The sequence below is a fragment of the Marinactinospora endophytica genome (assembly GCF_054780875.1).
In genome coordinates, this window is the sequence record NZ_BAAGVM010000001.1 from 424810 (window position 1) to 444074 (window position 19265).

The window sequence follows — 19265 nt, forward strand, 5'->3', positions numbered from 1 at the left end:
ACCTACCCACTGTGCGATGTCGCGAGACCCCGTGCCATGACCACGGTGCATGTCCATTGGGGATTTTCTTGACATCCTGTCAAAGGCGGGACGCTTATCGGGCGGCCGGCAGCAGCAGGCCGCCGTGCCGTGCCGGGGAGAGGTTGCGCCGCGCCGCCTCCCGTGGCAGCACCCGGCCCCGTACCCAGGTCGCCTCGACCCGGCCGTGCAACGTCCGGCCGGCGTAGGGGCTCGGGTCGGCGTGGGGGACCTCCTGGATCGACCACGGGTCGAACGCCACCAGGTCGGCGTCGGCGCCGACGGCGATCCGTCCCTTGGCGGACAGCCCGAGCGTCACTGAGGGGCCCGCCGCGGTCCAACGGGCGAGCGCGGAGAGGTCGAGGCCGCGCCGGCGGGCGGCGGTCCACATCGCCGGCAGCGTCCAGCGGATGGCGTCGATCCCGGTTCCCGGCCGGTGCCCGGAACCGATCGCGCCGACGATGTCACCGGAGCCGTCGAGCAGCGCGCTCCACAACGCCCCCCGATTGGCGTCGGAGCGGATCGGGGGGCGACAGCGGTAGGCGGGGTCGTCGTCGGGCACCTGCTCGGCGGGCAGGCACAGGTAGTGCGGGCTGGTCTGCGCGCTCACCGCCACCCCGATGGAACGCGCGGCGGCCAGCATCGCCGCGCACTCGGCCGCGACGAACGGCGCGACGTGCACCCGGGCACCGGTCACCCGCGCGGCGGCGATGACCCGCTCCAGGCCGCGCCGTTCCGCGCGCGAGGGCCGCGCCGCCAGGAGCGCGCTGTTGCCGGAACCGGACGGCTTCGACAGCTCGCCCGCGTCCTCGGCGTGCACGACCAGGGGGACGCCCATCGCGGCCAGCCCCGCCATGGCCTTGCGCAGGCGTACGTCGTCCAGTGGTGCCAGGTCGGGGGCGCCTCCGTCCGACAGCGAGCAGGCGAACCCGGTGACGCCGGCCGCGCGCAGGTCGGCGAGGTCGGCGGGGGTGCTGCGGGGGGTCACGCCGCCGAGGAAGGCCACGTGGGTCCAGCTGTTGCCGGCCGCCGCGCGCACATGGGTGGCGAGCGCGTCGGCCGTGGTGATGGCCGGACGGGCGGGGGCGGGGGCGACGACGACGGTGGTGACACCGCCTTCGGCGGCGGTCCGGGTGGTGCGCGCGTACGCCTCGGCCACCGAGTCGCCGGGGGCCTGCACCGCCACGTCGACGTCGACGCACCCCGGCAGGAGCGCGACGTGGCCGAGATCGGTCTCGTGGCCGGCCGCCAGGGGGGTGTCGTAGTCGCAGACGGCCCTGATGCGTCCCCGGCTGACGGCCACCGACGCGGGGCCCGCGCCCTCGGGGGTGACGACCAGGCGGGAACGGATGACGAGATCGAATCGGCGCACCGGATCCCCTTCGTTGACGTGCTGGACGGACGGATCCGCCGTGGGACCCGTACCCGGACAGGGCGCCGCCCCGGCACCGGCTCCTGCCCGCCGGCGCCGGGAACCTCCAGCGGCCTGCGCCTTCCCGATTCTCGCCGGGTCGTCTCACCTTCGCGCCGCTTTTCCCGGATATCCCCCGGCTGCCTCCCTGACGGCGGGGCACACCCCGGTGCGGAATCAGGCCGGGAGCGGACACCGGCGACGCCTGCCCGCCGGAGGAGCCACCGGGGGATTAGGCTCTCGGCACGGGTGGCCGGGGTCACCCTCTCGTGCCCGTTCCCCCTGCTCACGACCCGGGTGAGGAGGGGCGAACGGTTCGTTTACCCTTAGCAGAGGTGGTGTCCGCCCTGGATCTCTCAGAGGTGCTCTTCAGCGACTTGGCCGCCGCGTTCGCCTCCTGGGTCCCCTGGATCCAAGGAGGGGCCGGTCTGGTGGTCGGCGCGGTGATCGGCACGCTGGTGGTGCGGCGCCGCCTCCGACAGCAGGACCCCCGACGACAACGGAGCGGCGCGCGTGGCTTCCCCGGGAATCCGCAAGACTGACACCCAGCGGAGCAGAGGCGGCGCGACCGCCATGGCCGTGGGCGGAGCCTCCGCCGCGGCCTGCCTCATCGCCCTGATCATCGCCCTCGTCGCCGGAGGGGCGGTGCGCGCCCAGGTCATCCCGGGCCTTCCGGACGCCGGCATGCTGACCCGATGGGGCCTTCCCATCTCCAAGACGGTCATGGACGTCACGGCCGCGCTCACGCTGGGGGTGCTGCTGCTCGCCGTGGTCCTGCTCCCCTCCGACCGGGGCGTGCTCGGCGGCCAGGCCCAGGGGTACGTCCGCGCGGCCTCGTGGGCCGCCCTCGTCTGGGCGGCCGCGGCGGCCGCCACCCTGATCTTCCAGCTCTCCGATCTGCTCGGGCTGCCCCCGATGGAGGTGATCGGCAACCAGCTCACCAGCTACGCGGGATCGGTCGCCCAGGGCATCGCCCTGATGCTGGTGATCCTGATCGCCACGGCCGTGGCGCTGCTGGGGCGCACGGTCGCCTCGGCGACGGGCACGCTGGGGCTGCTCGGCCTCACGCTCGTGGGCACGGTCCCCCCGGCGCTCACGGGGCACTCCTCCTCGTCCCCCAACCACGAGCTCGCGGTCACCGGCCTGGCGCTGCACGTCGTGGCCATCTCGGTGTGGGTGGGCGGCCTCGCCGCGCTCACCTACCACGCGCTGCGCCGCGACGGCGAGCACCTGGCCCCGGCCGCCGAGCGCTTCAGCCTGCTGGCCCTGTGGTCCTACGTCGGCGTCGCGGTCAGCGGCGTGGCCAGCGCGGCCAGCCGTCTCTACAGCGTCACGGACCTGTTCACCACCTCCTACGGGTTGATCATGGTGGCCAAGGCCGTGGTCTTCCTGGTCTTGGGCTACCTCGGCTGGCTGCATCGGCGCCGCACCGTGCCGCGCATCGCCGAGGGGGCCGGGCGGGCCCTGTTCGCGCGGGTCGCGGCGGTCGAGGTGGTCCTCATGTCGGTGGCCATGGGACTGGCCTCGGCCCTCAGCCGGACCGCTCCGCCGCCGCCGCTGGAGGGCACCTACGACCCGGTCCGGGAACTGCTGGGCTTCAGCATGCCTCCCGAGCAGAGCGCCTGGACGCTGTTGACCCTGTGGCGCCCGGACCTGTTCTTCGCCCTGCTCGTGGTCGTGCTCGGCGGGCTGTACGCGGCGGCCGTCCTACGGCTGCGCCGCCGCGGCGACCGCTGGCCCTGGGGGCGCCTCGTCGCCTGGTACGCGGGTCTGCTCACGATCGTGGTGGTCCAGCTCTCCGGTGTCGCCACCTACGCGATGGTGCTCTTCAGCACCCACATGGTGCAGCACATGGTGCTGTCGATGCTGACGCCGATCCTGCTGGTGCTGGGCGCTCCGGCCACGCTCGCGCTGCGGGCGCTCAAGCCGGCGAAGCGCCGAGGGGACCGGGGACCGCGCGAATGGCTCACCGCGTTCCTGCACAGCCGTTACTCCCGCTTCGTCACCCATCCGGCGTTCGCCGTCCCGATGTTCGTGGGCAGTACCTACGCGCTGTACTTCACCCCTCTGTTCGGCTCGCTCATGTCCGACCACCTCGGTCACCTGTTCATGGGCGTGCACTTCCTCCTCACGGGCTTCCTGTTCTACTGGATCATGATCGGGGTCGACCCGGCCCCGCGGAAGTACCCCTACCTGCTCCGCATCGTGCTGCTGTTGCTGGTCATGGGCTTCCACGCCTTCTTCGGCATCGCGATCATGATGCAGTCCGCGCCGCTGGGGATGGAGTACTACGGCCGTTTCGAGGTGCCGTGGCTGGAGAGCGTCGAGGACGACCAGTACACCGGCGGGGGCATCGCCTGGGCGATCGGCGAGATCCCGACGACGATCGTGCTCATCGCACTGGTCGTGCAGTGGTCGCGTGACGAGGAGCGGACGGAGCGGCGGCGCGAGCGGCACAGCCGTCGCGGCGGGTCCGACGACGCCGACATGGACGCCTACAACGCCTACCTCCAGCAGTTGGACCGCCGCTCCAGGGAACAACAGGGCTGAACGCGTGTGGGGCGGGGGCCCGGGCCCCCGCCCCACACGCGTTCGCAGGCTGTCTCAGCTGAGAAGGGCGCCCAGGCCGGTCCCGACGAGGGCGAGCAGGGCGCAGACCACCAGTCCTCCCGCGAGCATCGCCGGCGAGGGGCGCAGCCGGAGCAGGCGGGCGTCACCCCGGTCCGCCGCGGCACGGCGGGCGACCAGGGGCAGCAGCGCCACGTTCGCCGCGTAGACGATCACGACCACGCCGAGGGCGACCAGGAACGCCCCGCCGAGGCCGGCACCACCACGCAGGTGGGCCAGGACGGCCAGGGTGGGCAGGGCCACGAGCACCACCACCGACACGGCACCCGACAGCACCCGTGGGCCGGTCCCCTTGGCGCGTCCGGCGAAGACCAGCAGCAAGCCGAGGAGCGCCGCCATCACGACGGCACCGACGATTCCGAAAACGACGACGTTGACCAGCGAATTCACCCGGTCATTGTCCCACCGTCGCCCCGATGCCCCGGTCGGGGGTGGTCACAGCGCGGCCAGCAGCAACGCTCCGTAGGTGAAGGCCCGGGCGGCCCGCCACCGTACGGCGGGCACCGGGACGTGCCGGAAGTGGATCGCGCGCACCACACGGGCTCGCGCCCGGTCCAGCACGACGAGCGACACCGCGCCGGGGATGCCCCGCGCCGGATCGCCGGAACAGGCCGCCAACAGCCGCCGCCACCGCACTTCGTGGGCGCGGAAGCTGCGTGAGCTCACCATCCGTCCCCGGGCGATCTGGCCGATCCGCGCCTCTGCCGGATCGACGTCGATGAACAGCAGGTGGAGCTGGATCCGGGCGGCCCGGCAACAGGCGCTGACCAGTGCGCGCACGAACGGGCGGGTGGCGGGTTCGTGCACGATCACGGGACCGCCGTGGCGCAGCGCCAGGACAAGGCTCATGTAGTGCGCGAGGTGGACGACCCAGCGCCAGGAGGGGTAGGGCAGGAGGCGTAACCACGGGGTCAGGCGGTTGCGGGACTGCTGGGAGTCGATGATGCGCACCCCCTCGGCGGCGACCACGGTCGAGGTCTCCTCACCGGTCAGTCCGTAGAGCCGGTTGAGCAGGGTGCTCTTGCCCGCCCCGGGGATGCCGCCGAGCAGGATCAGGGAGCGAGCGGGGTAGCGCAGGACCTCCGCCGGGCCTGGTCGGGGATCGGAATCTTCGGAGACGGCGAGCGGCGTCTGCATCACTCTCTTTTCCCCTCACCACCCGGCCGGGACCAACCGGCAAGAGCGGGTGAAAACGGCACCGGTCATTGAGACCACGTACAGGCGCGCGGAAACGTTCCCCGCCGGTCGGCCGGGCGGATGGCGGGGGAGTGGCGGGATGCGGGGGTGGGGTGGGTCCGGCCAGGTGAGGCGGGGATCGGATGGGACGGGAGGGGTGCGGGTGTGGCGTGGGATGTCCGATTCCGGTCCCTCCTCTCCCGCTCTGGAAATGATCTACGTCGTAAAGGAAGGGATGCGATCACTAACGGAACACAGGTCCCAGTATCGGACACGGTGGCCGAGTATCGCGATCACGCCGCGACGACCTCCGTTCCCACCGACATTCCCACCCGCGTGGCGACGCGGCGCGCAGGGGGACCGGTGCCGCCCCGGCACCCTCCGGGGCACGGCCGACCACACGGGGGGCCGGGAACCGCGGGACCCATACGGTCGGGAGGAGGCCGACCAGGGCCACCACGACCCCGCCGGCCGCCAGGGAACAGCGACCCATCGACGGCCCGGACCACCGAGCCGAGGCCGACCTCCGAGCGGCGCGGAAACCTTGGCCCGGGGACCGAACGCCGTTCCGGCTCCCAGCAGATCCTCCGCCACGGCATCCCGTCGTTCTGCGTGAACGCGAGGACACCGCCCGCCCTCGCCCTCACCGGGAGGCCCCGGCACGGCGACCGCGCCGGCGAACGAGGCCGGTCCGGGTTCTCAGCGACGGGATCGCTCGGGAGCGGACCGAACAGTGGGTGGGCCGCTTCGGGTACGACGAGCAGCGCCGGCCCCTCGGCCCGCTGCGGTTTTCGTCGCCAGGACGCAGCGTCCCTTCCACCACCTCGGCTCCACGCGTACGGTGACGGGGCTCCAGGCGCCCGTGGACCGGTGGAACGGCCTGGATGTCCGGTCGGTGGACCGCTCGCCCAAGGACGCGGCCTAACCGGACTGGGCGATCCGCGACCCCGACGAGGACTTGACGAGCCGGAGCTGCGAGGTGATCCGGGTCCGCAGGTCCGCCACGTGGCTGACCACCCCGACGGCGCGCCCGCCGTCGCGCAGATGGTCCAACACCTCCAAGACCTCCTCCAGGGTCTCCTCGTCGAGGGTGCCGAACCCCTCGTCGATGAACAGGGTCCCGATCTCGGCTCCCCCGGCCTCGGCCCCGGCCACATCGGCCAGCCCCAGGGCCAGGGCCAGAGAGGTGATGAAGGTCTCCCCGCCCGACAGCGTCGAGGGATCGCGTTCCTGTCCCGTCCAGGCGTCGATGACGAGCAGCCCGAGCCCGCCCCCCGAACGCGACCGGTCTCCCGCCACCTTGTCGACGGTGTGGCGCAGCTCGTATCGGGCGTCCGACATCCGGTGGAGCCGGTCGTTGGCCGCCGCCACCACCTGCTCCAGCCTGGCGGCCAGGACGTAGGAGGAGAGGGGGACGTGTTCGCGGTTGTCCCCGGAGGTGCCCGAGGCGAGCCGGGACAGGCGTTCGGCCACCGCGTGGCGGTGCCGGGCCGGCCGGGACCGGTCCAGCTCGGCGTCCAGTTCGGCGCGCAGGTCGGCCAACCGGGCCGCGCGCTCCTCCAGGCGGTCATGCCAGGCCAGCGTGTACCTGGCGGCCTCCTCGGCCGCTTCGGCGGCGGCGCCCAGCGCGGCGAGGTCGGGCGGGGGGAGCCGGCGCGCCGCAACCAGGGCGGGGTCGGCCAGGACGGAACGGACGGCCGCCAGTTCGTCGTCGTAGGCGCGGGCGCGTTCGGCGAGGTCGCGCTTGCGGGCGACGTCGCGGGCGGCGGCACGGACCTCGCCGGCGTCGTCGAAGCCCGCCGCCGCCACAGCGGCGCGGGCCTCCTGTTCCGCGGCCGTCAGCTCCTCGACGGCGACCAGGCGGGCGCGCAGGGCACGGGACACCGACTCCAGCAGCCCGGCCTCGTCGGAGAGCCGGGAGATCCGGGCGGCCAGGTCGGGGTCGTCGCCACGGGCGGCGTCGAGCTCCGCGGCGAGCCGCGCGGCATCCCTCTCCCCGACCTCGACGCGCTCGCGCAGCCGGGCCAGCTCCCTACCGAGCTCGCCTTCCCGCACGCGGGCGCGCTCGGTCTCGGTGTCGAGGGCGGCGAGTTCGTCGGCGAGCCGGCGTGCCTCCTCGGCGGCGCCGTCGATCTCGGCGAGGGCGGCCTCGCGCCGGGCCACCAGTTCGCGGGCCTGCGCCGCGTCCATCCCTTCGGCGGCGCTGCGCGCGGCGGCCAGCCGTTCCGCCACGGAGGCGGCCGCGCTCTCGGCGGCGACCCGTTCGGCGGCGGCGGTGTCGAAGGCGCGCTGGGCCTCCTCCTCGTCCCGGCGGCTGGGACGTCCCTCCTCGCCCGAGGCGGGAGCGGGGTGGTCGGCCGAGCCGCACACCGGGCACGGCGCGCCCGTCACCAGGCCGGCGGCGAGTTCCGCGGCCATGCCGGCGATGCGCCGCTCGCGTATCTCCTGGAGCCGGTCGCGGCTCCGCTGCGCCGCGTCGACGGCGGCCTCGCGGCGGCGCGCGGCCACGTCGAGCTCGTCCGCCAACCGCTCGCAGGAGAGGACGGCGGTCAACCGCGCCTGCGCGGCCCGCACCGCCTCGCTCGCGCTCTCGCGGGGCAGTGCCCGTTCGCGGGCCTTCGTCAGTGCCTGGTCCAGCGCCGTCCTGCGTTCGGGGATCCGGTCCAGGTGGGCCGTCACCTGTCCCAGTTCCGTTTCGACCCGCTCGATCCGGGCGGTGTCGGCGGCGATGCTGTCGCGCAGCCCGGCCAGCCGGCCGGCGTTGCCGCGTAGGTGTTCCAGCTGGGCGATCTCGTCGCGGCGGTCGCGTTCGGCCGCGCCCAGCAGGGTCTCGGCCCGCGTGCTGGAGGCGGGATCGGCCGGGGCGAGGAGGCCGTCGCGGGAGAGGGTGGCCGGCAGGCCGGCCAGCCCCTCGATGAGCGGTACCCGCTGGGCGAGGTCGAGTTCGGCCTTGCGGACCTGGCCACGGCGCTGGTCGAGGGCGTCGAGGAGCGGGATCACCGGCGCCGCCCGCTCGGCGGCGCGCAGCTCGGCGTCGAGCGCGGACCGCCACTCGCCGCGCTGTGACAGTTCGCCCTCGCGCCGTTGCGCGTCGGCGTGGCGGTGGTGGAGGTCGGCCAGTTCGCGTGCCCGTTCCAGGGCGTGGCGGGCCTCGTCGCGCCGCCGGACCCGGTCGGCGGCGATCCTTTCGAGGTCGCGCGCGGTCCCCAGGGTGACGCCGGCCAGTTCGGCGGCCCAGGGCACGAGGTCGTCGGGTTCTTCGGGGACGGGCGCGCGGGCGCCGCAGCGGTCGGCGATCAGGTCGGCGACACGCCGCACCGCGGTTTCGGCGGCGGTGGCCGCGCGCCCCAGCTCGCGGGCGTGCTCGGCCAGCCACTTCTCGACGTCGCCGAACGCCTCGGTGGCGAACAGCCTCTCCAGGGCGCGGCGCCGCTCCGACGCGCTGGCCCGCAGGAAACGGGCGAACTCGCCCTGGGGCAGCAGCACGATCTGGCAGAACTGTTCGCGTGAGAGCCCGAGCAGCTCGTCGATGAACTGGGCGGCCTCGTCGATGCGGGTGGTGACGCCCCGCCAGCCCTGTCCGGTGTACTCGGAGACGGCGATGCGTGGTTTCTCGACCGTGGTGCCGCTGCCGCGTTTCTTGGGCCGCTCCCATTGGGGACTGCGGGTGATGGACAGGCGGCGGCCGCGGATGGTGAGCTCGCAGGTGACCTCGGGGGCCAGATGCGGTGGGGCGTGGTTGCTGCGGGGGGATTTCGCGGCCTCGCGGGCCCCGGGGACCTTGCCGTACAGGGCGAAGCACACGGCGTCGAGCACCGAGGTCTTGCCCGCGCCGGTGGGGCCGTGGATGAGGAACAGGCCCGCCTCGCCGAGCGCGTCGAAGTCGACGGTCTCGGTGCCCGCGAACGGGCCGAACGCCTGCATGGTGAGCCGGTGCAGTTTCATCGGCGCCTCGTCGTCGGTGGGGAAGGGGGAAGGGAGGGCGGCGTCACCGCGCGGCCTCCTGCGCGCGGACCGCCTCGAAGGCGCGCTGGAGCAGCCCGCGCTCCTCGGGGGTGGCCGCGCTGCCGCGCGACCAGTCGACGAAGTCCAACGCCAGTTCGATCTCGGAGCGTTCGGCGACACGCTCGGCCCAGCGCGGCCCGTCGTCGGGGCGGACCCCCTCGGGGGCGAATTCGAGGTGCAGCGCGTGGGGGAAGCGCGCGCGCAGCCGTTCCATCGGAGCGGCGGGGCGGACCGGGTCGGTCAACGTGACCTGCACCCAGTGGTCGGTGTAGGTCTCCCACCGGTCCTCTCCGAGCAGCGCGTCGAGGGTGCCGCGGAGGCGCGCGATGGGACGCGGCACCGGGGCCTCGACGAACTCGGCGGTGACGGCGCCCGCCGCGTCGATGTCGACCAGCCAGCAGCCCTTGACGTGGTGTTCCTCGGAGAAGGAGTAGGCGAGAGGGGAGCCGCTGTAGCGCACGGTGCCGCCCATGCCCTGTCGGCCGTGCAGGTGTCCCAGCGCCACGTAGTCGACCCCGGCGAAGACGCCGGCGGGAACGTGGGCGGCGCCGCCCACGCTGATGTCGCGCTCGCTGTCGGAGGGTTCGCCTCCGCTGACGAAGGCGTGGGACAGCACGACCGAACGGGTTCCGGCGGGCCGCGTGGCGAGGTCGGCGCGGACGAGGTCCATGGCGTGGCCGAGCGCGGCGGCGTGGCTGCGCTCGGGCAGCCGCCACAGGTGCCGCACGATCTCGGGTTCGAGGTAGGGGATGCCGTAGAAGGCGACCGGGCCGTGCGCGTCGTCGATGATCACCGGTTCGCCGACACGCTCGGCCGAGCTGCGCAGGTGGACGCCCGAGGCGTCGATGAGCTCGGTCGCGTAGGCCAGGCGGACCATGGAGTCGTGGTTGCCGCTGATGAGCACGGCGCGCGCGCCGGTGGCGTGGATACGGCGCAGCGCCTCGCCGAACAGCCGGACGGCGTCCACCGGGGGGAGCGCGCGGTCGTAGAGATCGCCGGCCACGACCACGACGTCGACGTGTTCGGCGCGGACGGTCTCGATCAGGTGGTCGACGAACGCCGCCTGCGCGTCGAGCAGGTTCTCCCGGTGGAAGGACCGGCCCAGGTGCCAGTCGGAGGTGTGCAACAGCCGCATGGTGGACGAGATTACTTCAGGGAGGGCAGGGGGCGGGGGGAGACCGGTGACGCCTGTGGAAGGACGGGGACGGGCGGCCCGGCGCGCGGAAGGCGCGAGGGGCCGCCGGGTCAGCGCCTGCGGGCCAGGGTGAGGCCGTCGCTGATCGGTAGGAGCACCTGCTCCACGCGGTCGTCCGCGTGGACCCGGGCGTTGAAGTCGCGGATGCCCTGCACGGCCGACGAGGTGACGGACGGGTCGATCACGCGGCCGTGGGAGAAGGTGTTGTCGGCCAGCAGGACGCCGCCCGGCCGCATCCGGGGCACCAGCTCCTCCCAGTAGGCGACGTAGCCCTCCTTGTCGGCGTCGATGAAGGCGAGGTCGAACCGGGGCTCGCGGGGCAGGGAGCGCAGCGTCTCGATGGCCGGGCCGATGCGCAGGGTCACCCGGTCGGCGACGCCGGCGCGTTCCCAGTAGCGCCGCGCCACCGCGGTCCACTCCTCGCTGACGTCACAGGCGAGCAGTCTGCCGTCCTCGGGGAGGCCGCGGGCCAGGCAGATCGAGGAGTAGCCGGTGAAGGTGCCGACCTCCACGGCGTCGCGGGCACCGCACATCCGGGCCAGCAGGGTCATGAACGTCCCCTGCTCGGGGCCGATCTGCAATCGCGCGCTGGCGGGGAAGAGGCGCTCGGTCTCGGCGGCGAGGTCGCGCAGGACCTCGTCCACCGGGGAACTGTGCGCCACCAGGTAGTCGTGCAGGGCGGGGCTGAGGTTCTCACTCGTGCGCGTCACCCCGTCAGCCTAGACCCTCCACCCCCTCCGGCCGGGCCCCTGAGGTGGGGGTTTCGTCCGGAGGGGGAGGGAACACGGCCGTCAGGGGGTGGCCGGCGGGGTGGCGGGCAGGCGGGGGACCGCGTCGCGCAGCCGCCGGGTGTAGGGTTCGCGCGGGTCGTGGAGGACCTGGGCGGTCGGCCCCTCTTCGACGACCCGGCCGGAGCGCAGCACCATGGTCCGCTCGCACAGGCGTTCCACGACCGCGAGGTCGTGGGAGATCAGCAGGTAGGCGAGCCGGTGCTCCTCGCGGAGCCGTTCGAACAGTTCCAGCACACGCGCCTGCACGGTCACATCCAGCGCGCTCGTGGGCTCGTCCAGGACGAGGACGCGGGGCCGCACCGCCAGCGCGCGGGCGATCGCCACACGCTGGCGCTGCCCGCCCGAGAGCTGGTGCGGGTAGCGGTCGGCGTGCTCGGCGGACAGGCCGACGTCGGTGAGCAGCTCCACGACCCGCTCGCGTTCGGCGCCGCGCGGCACCAGCCGGTGGGAGCGCAGCACCTCGGCGATCGCCGTCCCGACCCGCATCCGCGGGCTGAGCGCCCCATCGGTGTCTTGGAGGACGACCTGCACCGCGCGCCGGTAGGGCCGCAGCCGGCGCATCGCGAGGACGTCCTCGCCGTCGAAGCGGATCGACCCCGAGGCGACCGGCGCCAGTCGCAGGAGGGCGCGGCCCAGCGTGGTCTTGCCCGATCCGCTCTCCCCGATCAGGCCGAGGCCGCACGGGCCGTCGGGGAGCCGCAGGCTCACCCGGTCCACGGCCACGGTCCGGCCGAAACGCACGGTGACGTCCTTGGCCTCAAGCATCGCTGCCCCCTCTCAAGCGCGGCACGGCGGCCAGCAGCTCACGGGTGTAGTCGTGGTGCGGTGCGGTGACCAGGTCGACGGCGGGACGGTCCTCCAGGATCCGCCCGTCGCGCATCACCGCGATGCGGTCGCAGGTGGAGCCCAGCACGGCGAGGTCGTGGCTGACGAACAGCGCGGACACCCCCTCGTCGTCGCGCAGCGAGCGCAACAGCCCGCAGATCTCGTCCTGCACGGTCACGTCGAGGGCGCTGGTGGGTTCGTCGGCGATGAGCAGGCGGGCGCCCAGCGCCAGCCCGAGCGCGATGGCCACCCGCTGGAGCTGCCCGCCGGAGAGCTGGTGCGGGTAGCGCTCCAGGTGCTGTTCCTCCAGGCGGACTTTTGTGACGGCCTCGACGGCCCGGCGCCGCGCGGTCGCCCGGGAGTCGCCGTGCAGGCGCAGCGCGCGCCGCACCGTGGTGCCCACGCGCAGGACCGGGTTGAACGCCGAGGACGGGTTCTGCGGGATGAGCGCCATGGTGCCCCCGCGCAGCCGTCGCAGCCGCGCCTCGGGGGCGCCGACCAGTTCCACCCCGTCCAGGGTGATCGAGCCGGTGACGGTGGCGCCGGAGCGCTGGGACAGTCCCAGGACGGACAGCCCGGTCAGGGATTTGCCGGCGCCGCTCTCGCCGGCCAGGCCGACGATCTCGCCGGCGCGCACGTCGAGTTCGCCGATGTGGACCTGGGTGCGCGCGCCGAAGCCGATGCGCAGGTCGCGGATGGCCAGCAGGGGGCCGGAGGTGGTGGGGTTCGCTGTCATCGTCGTCAGATCCGGGGCGTGCGTCGAGGGTCGAGACGGTCGCGCAGCGCGTCACCGAGCAGGTAGCACAGTGCCGCGACCAGCATGATCGCCAGGCCGGGGAAGGTGCCGATCCACCAGTGGGTCGCGAAGTAGTTCTGCGACTCCTGCACCATCAGCCCCCAGTCGGGGGTGGGCGACTGGGCGCCCAGACCGAGGAAGGACAGGCCGGCGGCGACGAGGATGACGCCGCCGATGTCGGTGGAGGCCTGGACCAGCAGCGGGGTCGTGGCGCTGGGCAGGACGTGACGGGCCAGGATGCGCCACGTGGGCAGGCCCAGCGCCCGGCACGCCTCGATGTGGCGGCGGCCGGCGATCGACGCGGCATCGCCGCGCACGAGCCGGGCGTACCAGGGCCACCAGGTCACCGCGAGGGCGATGGTCAGCCCGACCACGCCACGAGGCAGCACCGAGGCGAGCGCGAGCGCCAGCAGCAGCGCGGGCACCGCGAGGAACACGTCGGTGACGCGCATGAGGACTTCGTCGATCCATCCGCCGAAGTAGCCGGCGACCAGGCCCACGACCAGGCCGACGAGCAGGGAGACGAAGACGACGATCAGGGCGATCAGCGGGCCGACACGGGCACCGTAGAGGACCCGGGTGAACACGTCGCGGCCCAGGTGGTCGGTGCCGAACCAGTGGTCGGCCGAGGGGGGCAGCAGCGCGCGTGAGGTGTCGGTGGCGCCGGTCGCGTCGCCGGGATAGGGGGCCAGCAGCGGGGCGAACAGGGCGATGAGGGCCAGCAGCGCCAGCAGCGCGGTGATCGTCCAGATCGCGGGCGAACGTCGGAGTATGGCCGGCGTCCGGGCCGAACGGCCGCGCCGGGCGGGAGGGGAGGCAGGGGTAGTGGTCACCGGAGCCGGATCCGTGGGTCGAGGGCGGCGTGCAGGAGGTCGACGATGAGGTTGGCGGCGATGTAGAGCAGTGCCACCAGGAGCGTGACACCGACGATCGCCGGGACGTCGAGGACGGTCGCCGAGGCGGCGGCGTAGCCGCCCAGGCCCGGGTAGTTGAACACCGCCTCGACGAGGAAGGTGTTGACCAGCGAGGAGCCGAAGATGAGGGCGACGGTCTGCAGGACGGGGTTCCACGACAGGCGCAGCGCGAAGCGGCCCAGCACGGAGCGCTCGCGAAAGCCCAGGGCGCGCACCATCTGCACGTGGGTCTCGCCGAGGGTGTCCAGGACGCTCGCGCGCACCAGCCGGGCGATGACCGCGACGGGGTAGGCCGCCACGGCGAGCGCGGGCAGCAGCAGGTGGTCGAAGACGCTGGCGGCCATGGCCCAGTTGCCGGTGAGCAGCGCGTCGACGAGGGACAGGCCGGTGATGCGGGTGAGCGGGTGCTCGGCGAGCACGGCCTGGTCGTACATGCCGGCCACGGGCAGCAGGCCCAGCCGGGTGGCGAAGAACATCTGGATCAGCAGGGCCAGCCAGAAGACGGGCATCGACCCGCTGATGACGGCGCCGACGCGCACGACGACGTCGGGCAGCCGGCCCTGCCAGCGGGCGGCGAGCAGGCCGGCCGGGATGCCGACGAGCAGGCCGATGAGCAGGCCGGCCAGGACGAGCTGGAGGGTGCTGGGCAGCAGGGTGGACAGGTCGTCCAGGACGGGCCGGTGGGTGCGGACCGAGATGCCCCAGTCGCCGCGCAGGACGCCGGCGACGTAGTTGACGATCTGCGTGTGCAGGGGATCGTCCAGGCCCAGTTCGGCGCGGACTCGATCGCGCTCGGCCTGGCTCGCCCGCGGACCGGCCCAGCCGGCCGCGGGGTCGCCGGGCACGACACGGGCGATCACGAAGGTCAGGACGACGACCCCGAAGGCGACGAGCGCCGACAGGCCGAGCCTGCGGGCCGTGTAGGCGATCACGGGTTCTCCTGGGAGGGGAAAAGGGGGTCGGAAGGGGGTCCGGGGCCGCCGGACGGTGACGGCCCCGGACCGTTGGGAGGTGGATCAGGCGGGGGAGTAGTCGTAGACGAACGGGACGTTGGCATACATCGGTTCGTCCCGGAATCCCTCGACGGAGGCGCTCACCGCGCGCTGGTAGCGCCGGTTGCCCAGGAACAGGGCGGGGGCGTCCTCGTTGAGGATCTCCTGCATCTCGGCGTAGGTCCGTTCCGCGGCCTCGGGGTCGGTCGCGGTGAGCGGGCCGACCTCGTCGATGAGCTTGTCGAGCTCGGGGTTGGAGTAGTAGGCGAGGTTGAGGAGGATCTCCTCCTCGGTGCGGAAGAGGTTCTGGTACCACGACAGCGGCTGCGGGTCGTCGGGCCACCAGTACATCAGGAGGATGTCCTGCCGGTCCTCGGGATCGGCCTCCTGGGCCTTGGGCCACTGGGCCGACTCCCAGGGCAGCCCTTCGATCTGCAGCTCGATGTTGACGCTGGCGAGCTGGGACTGCATGAGGCTGGCCATCGTGGCGACGTCCTCCTCACCCTCGGTGTAGGTGAGGTTCAGGGTGAGGATCTCGCCGCTGTCGGGACCGTAGCCGGCCTCCTCCAGCAGCTGTTCGGCCCGGTCGGGGTCGTACATCCGCAGGCCCGGGTCCTCCTGGTGGCCGATCAGTCCTTCGGGGATGACGCCCTCGGACTCGCTGAAGCCGCCGTTGGTGCCCTCGATGAGGGCGTCGTAGTCGATCGCGTGCGCGATCGCCTGGCGCACCCGCTTGTCGTCCAGCGGGGGCTTCTCGGTGTTCATCAGACCGAACAGGTTCTGCCACGACGCGGTCTCGATGACCTGAAGCGAGGGGTCGTCGTGCATCGGCTCCAGCAGCTGGGTGGGCAGGGCCTGCGCGTAGTGGGCCTCACCGGAGGTGATGAGCTGGGCGGCGGTGGAGGCCTGCGGGACGACGCGGTAGGCGATCTGCTCGTAGTGCTCGCCCTCCCAGCCGCCCCAGTAGCCCTCGTAGGCGGTGAGGGTGAGTTCGTTCTCCTCGCCCGGCTTCCACTCCGAGACGGTGTAGGGGCCGGTGCCGTGGGAGGTGGACTCGAAGGCCCCCTCGTTCTCGGGCACCTCGTAGATGTAGGCGCCGTAGGCGGCGGCGCTGATCAGGTCGAGCGGAGCGGCGTGGCTCAGTTTGAACTCGACGGTGCGGTCGTCGGGCGTGGAGATCTCCTCCACCGGGGACCACAGGTAGGCGGCACCGGCGCCGACCTCGATCGTGCGCTCGATCGCCTTTTTGACCGAGGCGGCGGTCATGGGTTCCCCGGAGTGGAAGGTCACCCCCTCGCGCAGGGTGAACGTCCAGGTCAACCCGTCGTCGGAGGAGGACCACTCGGTGGCCAGCAGCGGTTCGACCTCACCGCTCTCCGAGTTGTAGCGGGTGAGCGTCTCGTACATGTTCGGGAACGCGACGATCTCGTTGGAGTAGGAGGCCGCCGGGTCCCACTCGGTCATGATATCGGTCGTGCTCAGGTAGGTGAAGGTGGTGGAGTCGGCACTGGTCGAGCCGTAGTCACCAGAGGAGCACCCGGCCGCGGTGATGACGAGGGCGGTGGCCGCGGCCAGGATCGACCGGGCGCCCGCGCGACGTGATCGGCGGGTGGAGGGGGGAGTGACTGGGGTCATGGGTTGTTTCTCGTGGAGGGTCGGGGACAGGAACCGGCAAACAGAACATGCCGGCGTCGCGTGGTGACGCAACGCCGAAGCCCGCCGGCGTACCGTGCGGTACGCCGACGGGGGAACGGGGGGTGATCCGGGAAACCTTTCACACCTTGCTGAGCGGGCCGGCGGCCTTGACACGAAGCCGGATCGCGGGTTCGCGCAGGTAGGACAGCGGGATCTCGTCGATCTCGACGATTTCCACCGCCTTGGGGTCGGCGCCGGAGCTGACGGCGTTCTCGACCGCGCTCTGGCGGGCCGCCTCGATGGCCTTGGCCCGGCCGCCGGCCGCGGAGCCGACGGGGTAGATCCGGTCGACCTGGCCGCTGACCGTGCCGATGGCGGCGCCGATGGCGTTGGCCACGTCGTAGTGTTCGGGGCGGATCACCTCGGTCACGCCGGGCAGCGTATCCGGGATCAGCACGCTTCCGCCTCCCACGGCGATGAGTGGAAGGTCACCACGGGTCACCTTGATGCGGTCGATCGCCTCGGCGACCTGGCGGTCGGCCTCCTCCAGGGCCGCGCGCAGCAGCGGGCGCAGCGAGTCGGGGACGTCGGTGTCGCCCATGCTCGCCCGGCCGTCGAGGACGGCGGCGTCGGACAGGGTGGTCACGTCGCCGCCGAACACCAGGCCGCGCCGGGACAGCTCGTAGCCGACGCTGCGCGGACCGACCTGGGGGGCGCCGTCCTCGCCGGCCTGGACGATCGTTCCGCCGCCGATGGCGATGCTGACGAGGTCGGGCATCCGGAAGTTGGTCCGCACCCCGCCCACCTCGACCCCGAACGCGGATTCGCGCGGGAAGGTCAGCGTCAGCGCGCCGACGTCGGTGGAGGTGCCGCCGACGTCGGCGACCAGCGCGTTGGCCTCGCCGGTGAGGTAGGCCGCGCCGCGCAGGCTGTTGGCGGGGCCGCTGCCGATGGTCAGCACCGGGGTGCGCTCGGTGGACTCCAGGGTCATCAGCGTGCCGTCGTTTTGGGCGAAGAACGGCACCGCGTGCGCCAGGTCGTGGGCGCTCAGCGCCTCGTCGATGGCCTGGACGATCTGGGTCGCCACCCGGCCCAGCGCGGCGTTGAGGATCGTCGCGTTCTCGCGTTCCAGCAGGCCGAGCGAGCCGATCTCGTGGGACAGGGTGACGGGGATGTCGCCGAGTTCGCGGCGCACCACCTCGCGGGCCAGGTGCTCGTGCGCCGCCGAGACCGGCGCGAACACGCTGGTGATGGCGACGGCCTCGGCGGTCCCTGCCACCTCGCCGCAGAAGCGCGCGACCGCCTCGGCGTCGAAGGGGGCGCCGTCCTCGCCGTTGAGCTCCACCCCGCCGCGCACGATGCACGCGCCCGCCGAGACCTTGCGGTACAGGTCCTCGGGCCAGCCGAACATCGGGCGGATGGCGGTGGAGGCGGGCGCGCCGATCCGGATCGCGGCGACGCGCTGGAGGTCGCGGCGCTGGAGCAGCGCGTTGGTGGCGTGGGTGGTGCCGATCATCACGTGGCCCACGCGCGCCGCCGAGACGCCGGGGGCCGACAGGACCTCGGTCAGCGCGGTGACGATGCCGGTGGTGATGTCGGAGCTGGTGGAGACCTTGGTCCGGGCGATGGGGGCCTGGGTGTCGCCGAGCACGACGGCGTCGGTGTTGGTGCCGCCGACGTCGATGCCGATACGCAGGTCGGTGGTCGTCACGCGGAGCCTCCCTCTCGCTGGGCCAGCAGCTCCTCCACCGGCGTGTAGTCGAAGTCGTATCCGAAGGCCCGCGGGCCGACGAGCTCCAGTCCGGCGTCGGTGCGCCAGACGTCGGGGGAGGGCAGCGCGACGAGCGTCACCCGCTGGCCGTAGCGCAGCTCCTCGGTGAAGATGACGTCGCTGGTCTGGCTGTCCAGCATGGTCATGATGTCGGGCACCGAGGCCAGGACCCGGCCGTCCTCCAAGACGGCGAGGTTCTCGTTTTGGATCTCCACCCGCACCAGCCGGCCGCGGTCCTCGCCCACGCCGTCGATCAGGACGTTGCCGCGGACGAAGCCGTCGACGGTGCGCCGTTCGACGTCGCTGATCTTTCCGGTGATGAGCACGTGGCCGCCGAGGCGGTCCATGACGGTCGCCACGCGGTCGTGGGTGGTCTCGGAGATGACGCGCCCGATGTGCAGGGCGCGCGAGACGCTGCCGGGGATGGTGCAATCGCGGGCCTGCGCGCCGGTGAAGGGGTGGTCCACGGTGCAGGCGAAGCCGCCGAAGGCCACGGCGACCGCGCGGGCGGAGCGTTCCAGCCAGCGCGCGTCCATGTCGCGGAAGATCATCTGGTGGCCGCGTTCGTCCACGAGCGCGGTCGGGGTGGCGGGGATGCCCTTGAGGTGCATGGTGACCATCTGGACCTCGGGGAAGGCCCGGCCCATGCCGTCCGCGTCCAGGAGGGGCAGGCCGGTGTGCGCCGCCCACACGATCGGGGTGAGCGCGTTGCTGCCCCCGACCTCGCTGGCCATCAGCGCGTGCGCGGGACGACCGAGCTCCTTCTCCATCGCCGTGCGCATCCACACGCCCTGCTCGGGGTTGCCGAGCTTCTCCAGGGTGATGTCGGGGGAGCCGAGTCCGGCGGCCGGGAGGACCAGCGCGTCGTCGGGCAGGTCGTCAACGCTGATGACCTCGACGGGGCCGAACTCCTCAACGGCCTGGAGCGCCGCGAGCAGGCCGACCCGGGTGGACCCGCCGCCTCCCGCTCCCAGGATCGCCGCTCCCCGCGCATAGTCGGGCAGTGTGGTTTCATCCATAAACACGGTTAACGAGCCTAAGGACGGGTATGTAGTAAGGTCACCGGCTTCTTTGCACGACGTTTCATCTTTCTATTGTGCATAGGGCA

Annotated in this window: 15 protein-coding genes; 2 read left to right on the forward strand and 13 right to left on the reverse strand. The window is 72.9% G+C overall.

What is annotated here, in order from left to right; translation table 11 throughout:
• Positions 1–94: 94 nt before the first annotated feature.
• The gene (locus tag ACYVHU_RS01885) at positions 95–1390 is read right to left on the reverse strand and encodes an amidohydrolase family protein (RefSeq protein ID WP_498947393.1); all 1296 of its coding nucleotides are present in this window, start codon (positions 1388–1390) and stop codon (positions 95–97) included.
• A gap of 377 nt (positions 1391–1767) precedes the next feature.
• Between ACYVHU_RS01885 and ACYVHU_RS01890 the strand changes: the two genes are divergently transcribed.
• Together ACYVHU_RS01890 and ACYVHU_RS01895 are read left to right on the forward strand one after the other, a co-directional pair.
• Complete coding sequence (locus tag ACYVHU_RS01890; protein ID WP_144389967.1) at positions 1768–1971, forward strand: Z-ring associated ZapG family protein; 204 nt, start codon at positions 1768–1770, stop codon at positions 1969–1971.
• Positions 1943–3979, forward strand: a complete 2037-nt coding sequence (locus ACYVHU_RS01895) for a bifunctional copper resistance protein CopD/cytochrome c oxidase assembly protein (RefSeq protein WP_432936084.1) — start codon at positions 1943–1945, stop codon at positions 3977–3979. Before ACYVHU_RS01890 ends, ACYVHU_RS01895 begins: the two co-directional genes overlap by 29 nt.
• A 54-nt stretch (positions 3980–4033) precedes the next feature.
• Here the strand turns inward: ACYVHU_RS01895 and ACYVHU_RS01900 are convergent, their stop codons facing one another.
• The 12 genes from ACYVHU_RS01900 to ACYVHU_RS01955 form a co-directional block, all read right to left on the reverse strand.
• Complete coding sequence (locus tag ACYVHU_RS01900; RefSeq protein ID WP_078760381.1) at positions 4034–4447, reverse strand: hypothetical protein; 414 nt, start codon at positions 4445–4447, stop codon at positions 4034–4036.
• Positions 4448–4492: 45 nt separating this feature from the next.
• Positions 4493–5194 (reverse strand): AAA family ATPase, encoded by a 702-nt coding sequence (locus tag ACYVHU_RS01905; protein ID WP_078760382.1) that lies wholly within the window; start codon positions 5192–5194, stop codon positions 4493–4495.
• A gap of 960 nt (positions 5195–6154) precedes the next feature.
• Positions 6155–9178, reverse strand: a complete 3024-nt coding sequence (locus ACYVHU_RS01910; protein WP_498947394.1) for a sbcc family protein — start codon at positions 9176–9178, stop codon at positions 6155–6157.
• Between the two features lie 43 nt (positions 9179–9221).
• Positions 9222–10373 (reverse strand): exonuclease SbcCD subunit D, encoded by a 1152-nt coding sequence (locus ACYVHU_RS01915; protein WP_078760384.1) that lies wholly within the window; start codon positions 10371–10373, stop codon positions 9222–9224.
• A 110-nt stretch (positions 10374–10483) separates the two neighbouring features.
• Complete coding sequence (locus ACYVHU_RS01920; protein WP_498947395.1) at positions 10484–11143, reverse strand: O-methyltransferase; 660 nt, start codon at positions 11141–11143, stop codon at positions 10484–10486.
• An 81-nt stretch (positions 11144–11224) separates the two neighbouring features.
• The gene (locus ACYVHU_RS01925; RefSeq protein WP_432936075.1) at positions 11225–11989 is read right to left on the reverse strand and encodes an ATP-binding cassette domain-containing protein; all 765 of its coding nucleotides are present in this window, start codon (positions 11987–11989) and stop codon (positions 11225–11227) included.
• Positions 11982–12785, reverse strand: coding sequence for an ABC transporter ATP-binding protein (locus ACYVHU_RS01930; RefSeq protein WP_235000752.1), 804 nt, complete (start codon positions 12783–12785; stop codon positions 11982–11984). Before ACYVHU_RS01930 ends, ACYVHU_RS01925 begins: the two co-directional genes overlap by 8 nt.
• A 5-nt stretch (positions 12786–12790) precedes the next feature.
• Positions 12791–13678, reverse strand: a complete 888-nt coding sequence (locus ACYVHU_RS01935; protein ID WP_498947396.1) for an ABC transporter permease — start codon at positions 13676–13678, stop codon at positions 12791–12793.
• A complete protein-coding gene (locus ACYVHU_RS01940; protein ID WP_078760387.1) occupies positions 13675–14691 on the reverse strand; it encodes an ABC transporter permease in 1017 nt (338 codons plus the stop codon). Before ACYVHU_RS01940 ends, ACYVHU_RS01935 begins: the two co-directional genes overlap by 4 nt.
• A gap of 84 nt (positions 14692–14775) precedes the next feature.
• On the reverse strand, positions 14776–16386 hold the full coding sequence (locus tag ACYVHU_RS01945) for an ABC transporter substrate-binding protein (protein ID WP_078760388.1): 1611 nt from the start codon (positions 16384–16386) through the stop codon (positions 14776–14778).
• 139 nt (positions 16387–16525) lie between these two features.
• Positions 16526–18097: a hydantoinase/oxoprolinase N-terminal domain-containing protein gene (locus ACYVHU_RS01950; protein WP_144389968.1), complete on the reverse strand. Its 1572-nt coding sequence runs from the start codon at positions 18095–18097 to the stop codon at positions 16526–16528.
• Positions 18094–19176 (reverse strand): S-methyl thiohydantoin desulfurase family protein, encoded by a 1083-nt coding sequence (locus tag ACYVHU_RS01955; protein ID WP_078760389.1) that lies wholly within the window; start codon positions 19174–19176, stop codon positions 18094–18096. Before ACYVHU_RS01955 ends, ACYVHU_RS01950 begins: the two co-directional genes overlap by 4 nt.
• Positions 19177–19265: the final 89 nt, after the last annotated feature.

Bases quoted from the DNA above. Each gene is read 5' to 3' on its own strand.
- ACYVHU_RS01930 (WP_235000752.1), bottom strand. From the start codon at position 12,785: ATGACAGCGAACCCCACCACCTCCGGCCCCCTGCTGGCCATCCGCGAC.
- ACYVHU_RS01910 (WP_498947394.1), bottom strand. From the start codon at position 9,178: ATGAAACTGCACCGGCTCACCATGCAGGCGTTCGGCCCGTTCGCGGGC.
- ACYVHU_RS01955 (WP_078760389.1), bottom strand. From the start codon at position 19,176: ATGGATGAAACCACACTGCCCGACTATGCGCGGGGAGCGGCGATCCTG.
- ACYVHU_RS01945 (WP_078760388.1), bottom strand. From the start codon at position 16,386: ATGACCCCAGTCACTCCCCCCTCCACCCGCCGATCACGTCGCGCGGGC.
- ACYVHU_RS01905 (WP_078760382.1), bottom strand. From the start codon at position 5,194: ATGCAGACGCCGCTCGCCGTCTCCGAAGATTCCGATCCCCGACCAGGC.
- ACYVHU_RS01915 (WP_078760384.1), bottom strand. From the start codon at position 10,373: ATGCGGCTGTTGCACACCTCCGACTGGCACCTGGGCCGGTCCTTCCAC.
- ACYVHU_RS01925 (WP_432936075.1), bottom strand. From the start codon at position 11,989: ATGCTTGAGGCCAAGGACGTCACCGTGCGTTTCGGCCGGACCGTGGCC.